This is a genomic window from Staphylococcus arlettae (assembly GCF_002902345.1).
Taxonomy (GTDB): domain Bacteria; phylum Bacillota; class Bacilli; order Staphylococcales; family Staphylococcaceae; genus Staphylococcus; species Staphylococcus arlettae.
This window is the reverse complement of record NZ_PPQB01000012.1, coordinates 139,202-150,923: the sequence shown is the minus strand read 5'-3', so window position 1 is coordinate 150,923 and position 11,722 is coordinate 139,202. Positions and strand designations below refer to the sequence as shown.

8 protein-coding genes are annotated in these 11,722 nt (G+C 36.3%); 1 reads left to right on the top strand and 7 read right to left on the bottom strand.

All coding sequences use genetic code 11. From position 1 onward, the window contains the following. Positions 1-107 precede the first annotated feature (107 nt). From CD036_RS06740 to fadX, 5 genes are all read right to left on the bottom strand, one after another. Complete coding sequence (locus CD036_RS06740) at positions 108-1,295, bottom strand: thiolase family protein (RefSeq protein WP_002509895.1); 1,188 nt, start codon at positions 1,293-1,295, stop codon at positions 108-110. Positions 1,296-1,329: 34 nt separating this feature from the next. After that, entirely contained in the window at positions 1,330-3,588 is a 2,259-nt protein-coding gene (fadB, locus tag CD036_RS06735) for a 3-hydroxyacyl-CoA dehydrogenase/crotonase FadB (RefSeq protein WP_103388253.1), read from the bottom strand. A 29-nt stretch (positions 3,589-3,617) separates the two neighbouring features. Beyond that, positions 3,618-4,823, bottom strand: a complete 1,206-nt coding sequence (gene fadE / locus CD036_RS06730; protein WP_002509893.1) for an acyl-CoA dehydrogenase FadE — start codon at positions 4,821-4,823, stop codon at positions 3,618-3,620. Between the two features lie 79 nt (positions 4,824-4,902). Continuing rightward, positions 4,903-6,417: a long-chain-fatty-acid--CoA ligase FadD gene (fadD, locus tag CD036_RS06725; protein ID WP_002509892.1), complete on the bottom strand. Its 1,515-nt coding sequence runs from the start codon at positions 6,415-6,417 to the stop codon at positions 4,903-4,905. A gap of 35 nt (positions 6,418-6,452) precedes the next feature. Next, on the bottom strand, positions 6,453-8,006 hold the full coding sequence (gene fadX / locus CD036_RS06720) for a fatty acid degradation protein FadX (protein ID WP_002509891.1): 1,554 nt from the start codon (positions 8,004-8,006) through the stop codon (positions 6,453-6,455). 466 nt (positions 8,007-8,472) lie between these two features. Between fadX and mqo the strand changes: the two genes are divergently transcribed. After that, a complete protein-coding gene (gene mqo, locus CD036_RS06715; RefSeq protein WP_002509890.1) occupies positions 8,473-9,960 on the top strand; it encodes a malate dehydrogenase (quinone) in 1,488 nt (495 codons plus the stop codon). Between the two features lie 111 nt (positions 9,961-10,071). On the opposite strand, the gene CD036_RS06710 is transcribed toward mqo, so the two are convergent. Next, positions 10,072-10,635, bottom strand: a complete 564-nt coding sequence (locus CD036_RS06710; RefSeq protein WP_103388252.1) for an NADPH-dependent FMN reductase — start codon at positions 10,633-10,635, stop codon at positions 10,072-10,074. 9 nt (positions 10,636-10,644) lie between these two features. Then, positions 10,645-11,706: an LLM class flavin-dependent oxidoreductase gene (locus CD036_RS06705; protein ID WP_021459451.1), complete on the bottom strand. Its 1,062-nt coding sequence runs from the start codon at positions 11,704-11,706 to the stop codon at positions 10,645-10,647. Positions 11,707-11,722: the final 16 nt, after the last annotated feature.

Sequence of the window (11,722 nt, the reverse complement as noted above, 5' to 3'; positions counted from 1 at the left end):
AAAAAAGACTACCATCAACCGTAAGTGATTTGATGGTAGTCTTTATATTTAAATAATCTTTATTTGAAGTGTTTTGTGACTAGATTATTTTGAGAATTGAACAGGTATTAATTGCGAATATATTCGAATATACCGGCAGCACCCATACCTACACCGATACACATAGTGACCATGCCGTAACGTGTGTGTGGTTGTTTTTTCATTTCTGATAATAAACGTCCAGTTAGCATTGCTCCTGTAGCACCTAAAGGATGTCCTAAGGCAATTGCGCCACCGTTGACATTGGTTTTATCTATGTTTAAACCAGTTTCGCGAATGGATGCGAGCGTTTGAGATGCAAATGCTTCGTTTAATTCGGTAATGTCAATATCATCAATTGTTAAGCCATTGGCTGACAGTACTTCAGGTATAGCATAAGCCGGTCCAATACCCATTAATTTTGGATCTACACCAACAGCTTTAAAGCCGACAAAACGAGCAATTGGCGTAACACCTAATTCTTTAACTTTGTCACCTGACATAACTACTACAAAGCCTGAGCCGTCAGTTAATGGTGCAGATGTACCTGCCGTCACAGTGCCGTCAGCCTTAAAGACAGTGCGTAACTGTGCCAGTGCTTCGGCATTTGTATCAGGTCTTATCATCTCGTCTGTTTTGAATTGTTTTTTAGTGACTACAGGACCATTGTGGTCATATGACACATCGTTCACTTCGATAGGGATAATTTCATCTTCAAATTTCCCAGCTTGTTGAGCTTCATAAGCACGTTGATGACTTTGGACAGCATAGGCATCTTGATCTGCTCTCGATACTTGATACGTATCAGCTACCATTTCAGCTGTTAATCCCATAGGATACGATACGCCACGATCTTCATCTTGTAGTAATGGGCTGTTGGTAGGTTCATTACCACCCATTGGAACAGCACTCATTAGTTCTATGCCACCCGCTACTAAGATATCACCTTGGCCAGCTTTAATTTGATTGGCTGCTAACGCAATCGTTTGTAGTCCAGATGAACAGTAACGATTGACAGTTTGTCCAGGAACACTGTCAGGCATACCTGCGAGTAAGGCAATAGAACGTGCGATGTTTTGTCCTTGTAGACCTTCAGGGAAAGAGTTACCGACAATGACATCTTCTACCATGTCTGGAGTGAAATTGCCATCAACTCTATCTAATACTCCCTTTAATACTTGAGCAGCTACTTCATCAGGTCTTTCATGAAATAATGCGCCACCTTTAGCTTTACTTGCGGCAGAACGTCCATAAGCAACAATATATGCATCTTGCATTTAACTTCATCCTCTCTCTACTCAATTTCAATGATTAGTTACGTAACGGTTTTCCTGTTTTTAGCATGTGTGATATACGATCATACGTTTTTTCATTATTTAGTAGTTCTAAGAATCCTTGTTTTTCTAGTTTTTGTAAATAGCGTTGATTGACATATGTGTTACGTGGTAAATCGCCACCAGCCAAAATATTGGCTACTTTTAAGGCAATTTCGTAGTCGTAGTCACTGATAAAATGACCGAGACGTTGTGCGTCTAATTGACCTTGTGCTAATGCTTTAAAGTCTTTACCTAAAGCGATGAAGTTTGGTTTTGGTGTTGGTATATAGTTCGTTTGTGCTTCATAAGCTGCGCGTTTCAATGCTACTTCAACACGTTGGTCAGTGTTCAAGATGATCGTATCAGTTGGTTTTAAATAACCATAACGTACAGCTTCATGAGCATTAGTAGCTACTTTGGCTAAACCAACATTCATCAATACTTTTGATACACTTTCTTGTTTGTCGTTAGCTTTATGGTCAGTGCTCAAGATACGTGTTGCTAATTCAGCTAAACCACCACCACTTGGTAACAGTCCTACACCTGTTTCTACTAAACCGATATACGTTTCACTTGATGCAACGACAAATGGGGAGTGCATTACTAACTCACAACCACCACCCAGTACTTTACCTTGTGTAGTAGTGACTACTGGTTTTAATGAATGTTTTAAGCGACTGAAACTATAATGTAATTTATCAACAGCGTCACCAACTAAAGTATCAACTAAGCCATCTTCGTGTGCTTTTTTCATCATGTAGAGGTTAGCACCAACACTAAAGTTATGACCATCTGCATAAATGACCATGCTACTATAGTCATTATTTTCTAAGACATCAATAGCTTCTACTAAATCATCGGCAAAGCCGTCTGAAATGATATTATTTTTACTTTGTAATTTAAGTAGTAATTGGTCTGTGTTAACGACTGCTAATTTGGAATCTTCTTTATCCCATAATTCTTGTTCGATTTGGTCAGTAATAGCTGTGACACGCTCAATAGATTCTTGAGGTTGATAAAACGATCCATTTAATGATTCGATCCAGTCGGGCAATGTGCCTAATTCATCACGCATTCTTGATTTGACACGGTCAAAGCCCATTAAGTCCCATAATTGAAATGGTCCTTTTTTCCAATTGAAGCCCCAAACAAGCGCACGATCAATGTCTTTAAAATCAGGAGCAGCTTTCGGGACATTGATAGCAGCGTAATAAAAATTATTACGTAGCGTTTCCCATAAAAATGTTCCGGCCTCATCTGTTGCATTGAAGATAACATCTAGATTATGAGATAAATCTTTATTGAATTGTGCCAAGATAGGTAAGTTCGGTGTTGATTGGGCAACGTAATCGTTAACTGATGCATCAAAGACTAACCGTTGTTTACCTTCTTTTTTATAGAAGCCTTGTTTTGTTTTGCGACCTAATGCGCCAGCTTCATATAGTTGTTGTGATAATTTTACTTCTTTAAAATATGGTTGTTCTGCAGGGTCTTGACGTAAACCTTGCATTACAGCTACAGCAATATCTAAACCTACTAAGTCAGTTAAACCATATGTCCCAGTTTTTGGTCGTCCGATAGCTTGACCAGTTAGAGCATCAACGTCAGTAATGGATAATCCTTGTTGTTCAGCACGATACATAACGTCATTCATCGTTTGTGTACCGACACGGTTGGCAACAAATCCTGGTACATCGTTAGCAATTACAACGCCTTTACCTAATACATCCTCAGCAAAACGTTGGACTTGTGTAATAATTTCAGAACTCGTTTCTTGATTCGGAATGATTTCAGCTAATTTCATAATCCGTGGTGGATTAAAGAAGTGTAGTCCTAAAAATCGAGAACGCGCTTGCTGATCAAACGCTTTGGCAATACCCTCTATAGGGATACCTGATGTATTAGTAGCAAAAATAGCACTGTTCTTCGCTATTTGTTGTACTTGGTTCCATACTTGGTGTTTGATGTCGATATCTTCTTTGACTGCCTCAATATAAATATCACTATCATCACCTTGGACTAAATCATCTTGAAAGTTACCAATTGATAAATTAGAAGCATATTGCAAATCAAATAACATAGGTTTCTTCTTATCTGTAATGATGTTATAAGCCTTTTGAGCAATTTTATTTGGTTCTTGTTCATCTATCACAATATCTAATAATTTTACTTTTAATCCCGCATTTACAAGTAAGGCAGCAAGTTGGCTACCCATTGTTCCTGCACCTAATACAGTGGCTTTTCTTATAGTCATAACATTACCTCCATGTAATTAAATCATTTTTATAGAAAGGCTGAATCTCCTGTTAGTGCTCTACCAATAACTAATGCGTTGACTTCATGTGTACCTTCATAAGTGTAAATTGCTTCAGCATCTGAGAAGAAGCGGGCAATATCATAATCAGCTAAGATACCATTACCGCCTGTAATTCCACGACCCATTGCAACTGAATCTCTTAGACGTAAAGCGTTCATCATTTTAGCAGTAGAAGTGGCTACTTCATCGTATTCGCCATTTGCTTGCATACGTGCAAGCTGTGCACACATTGACATAGCATGTGCCAAATTACCTTCCATCATAGCGAGTTTTTCTTGGATTAATTGGAATTGACTTAACTTTTTACCGAACTGTTTACGTTGAGTTACATAGTTCAGTGTGGCACGTAATGCACCTGCAATCGCTCCTGTAGCCATATATGCAACGCCAGCACGTGTAGAATATAGAACTTTTGCAATATCTTTAAAGCTATTAATATTTTGTAATCTTTCACTTTCTTCTACAACTACGTTATTTAGTTTGATATTGGCGTTGGGTACAATTTTTAAAGCAATTTTATTTTGAATAATATCAATTTCGACACCTTCTTGATCAGGTCGAATGATAAAACCTTTTGGTTTACCTGTTTCAGGGTCTACAGCATAGACTGGAATAACATCAGCTAAGTGTGCACCACCAATCCATCTTTTTTCGCCGTTTAATATCCATTTATCACCATCACGAACAGCTGTTGTTTCAAGTCCACCTGCAACGTCTGACCCATGATTTGGTTCAGTTAAAGCAAAACAAGTTCGGAGTTCGTGTGATTGTAATTTAGGAATATAATAGGCGACTTGTTCTTTGCTACCACCAAATAAGAATGAATTATGCCCTAATCCTTGATGAACACCAAGTAATGTGACTAAAGACACATCAAATCGAGCTATAGTATAAGACATGAAAAACTGGAATAGTTGACTCGGTGTTTTAGCGCCTTCTCGTCCTTCGAATAGTAAAGGATTGTTAAAATAATTTAGTTTGCCTAAATCATCAAAGAAGTCTTCGGGTATTGTAGCGTTAACCCAATGGTCGTTAATAGAGTCACGGTATTTGCTTTCTAATAAATCATCTAATTGTTTTAACAACGTTACTTCACCATCAGTTAAATCTTTGGCAATACTTAACACATCTTCAGGATATAATGCTTTTAAAGTTTCATTTTTTGTTGACATAAAATCAACCTCCATCGTTTTTGGTAACGCTTACATTTGTTGTTAAAAAAATAATAAGCAGTTTAATTTTGAAACTAGTTTACGCAAGTTCATCTTCTTGTTGTGCTCTGTCATTCATTAATTTTTGTAGTGATAGTTTGTCTGGTTTAGATGTTGCATTTAAAGGCATATGAGTAATTTTAAGATACATTCTAGGGATTTTATAACCAGCTAAGTGTTCGCGTGCATAGCTATCTAATTCTTGTTCATAATTCGCTGTGTCTTCTTTTAAAATTATTGCAGCGGCAACAGACTCTCCAAATTTCGGGCTGTCATAACCGACGACAACACATTGTTCAATGATAGGGTGCTCAGATAGTACGCGTTCGACCTCTGAAGGTAACACATTTTCGCCACCTGTAATAATCATTTCTTTTTTACGATCGACAATATAAATATCACCGTCTTCATCTAAACGAGCTAAATCTCCCGTTAAGAAGAAATCTTTATGAAATGACTTAGCAGTTTCTTCAGGTTTATTCCAATAACCAGGTGTTACATTTTTACCACGAATAGCCAATTCACCAATTTCTCCAGGTGTTACATCTTGATATGTGTCATCTAACACACGAACTTCTGTAAACATCACTGGTTTACCGATACTCATTGGCTTATTGATAGCGTTATCTGGTGTGTTGACAGTAGTTAGTGGCGCTTCAGTTAATCCATATCCATTGATTAAAAAGAGATTCATACTGGCGAATTTCTTTTGAACAGCGGGTAGTGGGGCAGAGCCACCTTGAATTAAATAGCGTGCGTTTTCAAAGTTTGCTGGATTGAAATTGTCAGCTATTAACATGCCATAGTACATAGTTGGAATCAACATCACATAATTAGGTTTGAATTTTGCCATAAGGTCGTTCAATCCTTCGCCATTAAAGTAACGTTGTAACACTATTGTGGAACCATTCATTAACATAGGAATTGTTAAATCATTAAAACCAAATACATGGAACATTGGTAGTGAAACAATAGCGACATCATCAGGCACCGTGTTGTAAGTTAAATTTAAATTAATACCATTGTTGACAAAAGATTCATATGTGAACATGACCCCTTTAGGAGTACCTGTAGTACCACTTGTATACAACAAGGATGCTATGTCATCATGTTCTACTGACACTGCAGTGAATGGGTGATGTACTTCTGGATTTACAATCTCATCATAGGCGGGTGTATCAATATCTAAATAGATTAAGTCCTCTGGTATTTGAGTTAAACTAGATAGGTGTTTTGTTGAATAAAAAATTAACTTAACGCCTGAATCATTAACCACAGTTTCAATTTCTTCTGGACTTAAACGCCAGTTGATAGGGTAATAAATGGCTCCTAGTTTGAATGAAGCAAATAATACATCTAATATTGCGACATCATTGGGTGCGAAGATACCAACTACATCACCTTGCTTAATACCTTGTTCACGTAGGTGATGTGCTAAATTATCAGCGCGAATATTTAGCTGTTGGTATGTCCATTGTGTGCCTTTTGCTGGGTCTATAATTGCGGGTTTCTCTTCATCAAAATCTGATCTTGTTTTTATCCAATCATAATTCATTTTAAATACCCCCTAAGTGTAAATAACTCCCAGTGCTAAAGTGACTTATACAGCATTCCCCAATGTTGACGATAGATGTTTGAATCAATAGTGTGTAGTTTGTCAGCAATCAATGGTTGGAATGATAATTTATCTAAAACGTCGTGTTGCAAATCGACGCCTGGAGCAATTTCAATTAATTCAATACCATCTTCAACTAATTGAAAGACAGCACGTTCTGTCACGTAGTAAACGGTTTGTCCTAAGCTGCGTGCATAATTTGCATTAAAGTCGATATGTTGAACGGTATCAACGAATTTAGAAGGTGTACCTTCTTGTGCGATAGTGATATGGTCGTCTTGAATATTTAGTTGACCCCCAACAACTAATTTACCTGAAAATATAATGGTTTTAACGGTTTGGCTAATATCAATGAAGCCACCACAACCATTCATCTTATCACCAAGAAGTGAAACATTTACATTACCATCGGCATCGACTTCGCCAAAACTTAAAAAGGCTATATCAATACCTCCGTTATAAATGAAATCCCAAGTCATATCATGTCTCATTTTGGCATCTAAATTATAATTCATACCGTATTGCATACCACTGCCTAGTAAACCACCATAAGTACCAGTATCGATATTTAGTTGCACAGCTTCCGTCACTTTTTCTTCTATAAGTAATTGTGACAAATCATTATTAATACCAAAACCAACGCTAACTACGTCGTCCTGAGTTAAAAATTGTGCTGCGCGTCTTAAAATTAATTTTTTATCTGTGAGGTCTAGTTGTGGTTGAGTCATTGAAGCGATACGATAATGGCCAGCTAAAGCAGGGTCATAATACTTTTGCATAACTTGTTTATGATATTTAGGGTCTTTGTTGACAACAACGTAATCTACTAATTCACTTGGAATAAACACTTCATTTGGATTAAAACTACCGTTTGCGACGATAGCCTTTACTTGTACAATGACAGTACCGTTGTTATTGTGTGCAGCTGCTGCCACACTGAAACCTTCTCCTAAATGTGTTTCGTGGTGCATATAAATATTGCCTTTTTCATCTGCATACGTTCCTCGTAGTAGGGCTACATCAATATTTGGAAATTTATAGTGTAAATATTGCTCTTTGTTAATTTCTATCAAGTCTACCAAATCTTCAGTAGTACGGTCATTTGCTTTACCACCTTGATAACGTGGATCGGCAGTAGTGTTTAAGCCAATCTTCGTAATCATACCGGGTGAAGCAGATGTTGCACTACGATAGTGCGTAGTCATTACACCTTGAGGTATAAAATACGCTTCAAGCGCATCGTGCTTAATAGCATTAACAGTTGCAGGTGATGCAGTGATAATACTCATGATGAGTCTTTTAATCATTCCTCGCTCTACCAAAGCGTCTAAATCTATCCCATCCGCATAATTACTAATATCATTAGCTAACATAAATGTAAGACCAGTTAATTTTCCCGTATCATCATGTTGTTTCGTCATGTGTTTTAATAATTCCGCTGGTAGATTGGCAACCGACAAGGCAGCGAGTGCGATGACATCATCATTTTTAATTATTGTGTGTAATTCATTTAATGGTATTACTTTCATACAACAGCATCACTTGTATTCATTAGAAGACATACCCCCTTCAAATTTAAGCCCTTACATGAAATATAACACAATGTTATGTAGTGTAAAAGTTAAATAACGTTAGAATTGAGTTAAAATTTCTAAATGTTAGAAATTGTATTGAAAATTAGCATTAAAATGAGATATAATAAAAATACATCAAGTCATCAGATGTGTGTAAAAGTAATTAACTGTAGATAGTAGTTTAGTTAAAAATTGATGTTTAAACATATGCTATTAAGTTGTTTAAGCACATAAGTTAAATAACTACGAAATTTACTTTTTCACAATCCTAGTTTAAAATCACAATTGACAGTGCTTACAAATAATATTTGTACAAAATGCTCTTTTGTCAGTGTGGACTATAGGGTAGATAATTCTAATGATAGTGAGCAAGACTGATGCACACACTATAAATTAACTAATATGGGAAAGGTGGTTCCTAATGGATAATACTGAAAATAAAAGTGTCATATTAATTGGCGCAGGAGTATTAAGCACAACATTTGGTTCATTTTTGAAAGATGTCGAACCAAATTGGAACATAAAGCTATTTGAACGTTTAGATCAACCCGCAATTGAGAGTTCAAATGAGACGAACAATGCAGGAACAGGACACGCGGCATTATGCGAATTGAATTATACAGTGGAACAAAAAGATGGCTCAATCGATGTTGAAAAAGCGAAAGAAATTAATGAACAGTTTGAAGTTTCAAAGCAATTTTGGTCATACTTAATTAAAAGTAACGCTATCCAAAATCCGAAAGATTTCATTCGTCCATTACCACATATAAGTTTCGTATTAGGAACTAAAAATGTAAACTTCTTAAAACGTCGTTATGAAAAATTAGCTAAATTGCCAATGTTCGAAGATATCGAATACTCTGAGGATAAAGAAGTATTAAAACAATGGATCCCATTAATGATGGAAGGTCGTTCAAGCAATACACCATTTGCAGCTAGTAAAATTAATGAAGGTACAGATGTGAATTTTGGTGAGTTAACACGTAAAATGGCTAAGAATATAGAAGGACATGACAACGCTGATGTATATTATCGTCATGAAGTAGTTGATTTTAAACAACGTGATGATAAAAAATGGGAAGTGAAAGTACGTAACTTACAAAATAATCAGGTCGATGTTCATGTTGCAGACTATATCTTTATCGGTGCTGGTGGTAATGCCATACCAATGTTACAAAAAACAAATATTCCTGAAAGTAAGCATTTAGGAGGATTCCCAATCAGTGGTGCATTCCTAGTATGTAGTAATCCAAACATTGTTAATGAACATGACGCCAAAGTTTATGGGAAAGAGCCACCTGGCACACCACCTATGACTGTACCACATCTAGATAGACGTTATATTGATGGTAAGAAAAGTTTATTATTCGGACCATTTGCAGCTATTGGACCTAAGTTCTTAAAAAATGGTTCTAATTTAGATTTATTTAAATCAATCAACCCTAGCAACGTGGTAACGATGTTATCTGCAGCAACGAAAAACTTCCCATTAGTAAAATATTCTGTACAACAAGTCTTAATGGGTAAAGAAGACCGTATGAAAGAATTGCGTCGCTTTATTCCAGATGCTAAAGACGAAGATTGGGATTTACACATTGCAGGTAAACGTGTTCAAGTGATTAAAGATACAAAAGAACACGGTCGTGGCTTTATCCAATTCGGAACAGAGGTAGTGAATTCAGAAGATCATACAGTTATCGCTTTACTAGGCGAATCACCAGGAGCATCTACTTCAGTATCAGTGGCTTTAGAAGTCATTGAAAAGAACTTCCCACAATTTAAACAAGCATGGGAGCCAAAACTTAAAGAAATGATTCCATCTTATGGTCAATCATTAATTGAAGATACAAAACTATTACACGAAACACGTAAAGCAACTGCACAAGCATTAGAATTAAATGAAAAATAAATAATGAAACCCCACCAAGTTATTACTTGGCGGGGATTTATTTTATAATATAAATATTAATATGTCACAGCAAAAAGCGACATGTCATTGACATGCCGCTTTGCTATGTTATTAAAAATCATATTGTGATTCTTCATCTTGTAAAATTTGTTGATAAGTTTTCGCCATGCGTACAGTAGATTGTGCTAAAGCATTTAATCGGAAAATAATGTCATCATTGACAATTGTTTGTTGATGGAAGTCACGCTCTTCAATAAAGACATATGTTTGCATCGTATGTGCTTTCATATAATCAAGTATTGGTTTTAATTGTAGTTCAGGAATAAGATAATGTTTGGCTGAACCTGCAGTGGCGAACATGCCTACTACTTTATCTTTAAACGCATTAACAGGTAATAAATCGAAAATATTTTTCAATGACCCAGGGATAGAAGCTTGAAAAATTGGGAAACCAATAAAAATAATGTCAGCTTGCATTAAAGCAGTAGTGACTTCTAATGTGTCGCCGTGATAATCTAAATAATTTCGTCCATCACTAAACTCGATTGATTTTTCACGTAAATCAATAAGCTCAATATGATCATTCGTTGTCGCTGTTAATTGTTGCTGTAAATAATCCATGGCAGTGCGTGTTTTTGATCCTACACTAGAGCCAGAAAGTAATACTATATTCAACTTAATCACCTACTTGTTTAAATGTTTTTTGACGCCAGGAATAATTTCATTGCCAATTAATTCAATATTTTGCATGATTTTATCAAATGGGACGCCACCAAAATCAATTTGAGCCATAAAGCGTTGATGATTGTATAGTTCATGTTGATAGAGAATTTTTTCAATAATTTGTTGCGGACTGCCTACCATTAAAGCATCTCTATAATCAGGCGCATTTGCAAACTGTGCTTTCGGATAACCAACGCCTCTAATAAATGCCATACCTGTATTTAGATGTGGATAATATTCTTTCAAAGCATCTTGTGTTGTCGGTGCCGTATAAAATAAGCTAGCAGTAGAAACTGGTAAACATGATGCATCGGTATCAAAACCATTAGCTTGTGCAGCATTTCGATATTCGTCTATAGAATCTTTGAAGGTCATTGCTGGACCTCCAAGTGTCGTAATCATCATAGGAATACCTTGGCGACCTGCTTTAATTGCACTAGCTGGTTGACCACCGACTGCTCGCCAAATAGGTATAGTATTGTCTATTGGACGTGGATATATACGCGCATTGTTTAAGTCAGGTCGATATTGTCCTGACCAAGTAATTCGGTCGTGTTTATTAAGTTCTAATAAGAGATTTAATTTTTCTTCGTATAAAGCGTCATAGTCATTTAAATCATACCCAAATAATTCAAAAATACCTGTTCGTGAAGCACGACCAGCAACTATTTCTGCACGGCCATGCGAAATTAAATCTAATGTAGCAAAATCTTCAAATACACGTACAGGATCTGTCGCACTAATAATTGTTGAGGAACTAGAAATTTTAATATTGTCAGTAGCTTGGGCAATAGCTCCTAATACTACAGAATGTGCTTGAGTAGTGAAATGTTCTTGGTGACTTTCGCCTACTGCAAAGACATCAATGCCTGCTTGATCAGCAAGTTTACTTGCTTCTATAAGTTCGTTAATGCGTTGCTCGTAACTGACTTTCTCTCCGTTATGTGGGTTGAGCAAATGATCACCTAATGAGTATAAACCGAATTCTAATGGTGAATGTTGGTTCATTTTTAATTCTGCCACAGTGTTAGTCTCCTTT

What these genes read in the sequence shown, in the direction of transcription:
- fadX (WP_002509891.1), bottom strand. Translation starts at nt 8,006, where the DNA reads ATGAAAGTAATACCATTAAATGAATTACACACAATAATTAAAAATGAT.
- fadB (WP_103388253.1), bottom strand. Translation starts at nt 3,588, where the DNA reads ATGACTATAAGAAAAGCCACTGTATTAGGTGCAGGAACAATGGGTAGC.
- fadD (WP_002509892.1), bottom strand. Translation starts at nt 6,417, where the DNA reads ATGAATTATGATTGGATAAAAACAAGATCAGATTTTGATGAAGAGAAA.
- fadE (WP_002509893.1), bottom strand. Translation starts at nt 4,823, where the DNA reads ATGTCAACAAAAAATGAAACTTTAAAAGCATTATATCCTGAAGATGTG.
- CD036_RS06740 (WP_002509895.1), bottom strand. Translation starts at nt 1,295, where the DNA reads ATGCAAGATGCATATATTGTTGCTTATGGACGTTCTGCCGCAAGTAAA.
- mqo (WP_002509890.1), top strand. Translation starts at nt 8,473, where the DNA reads ATGGATAATACTGAAAATAAAAGTGTCATATTAATTGGCGCAGGAGTA.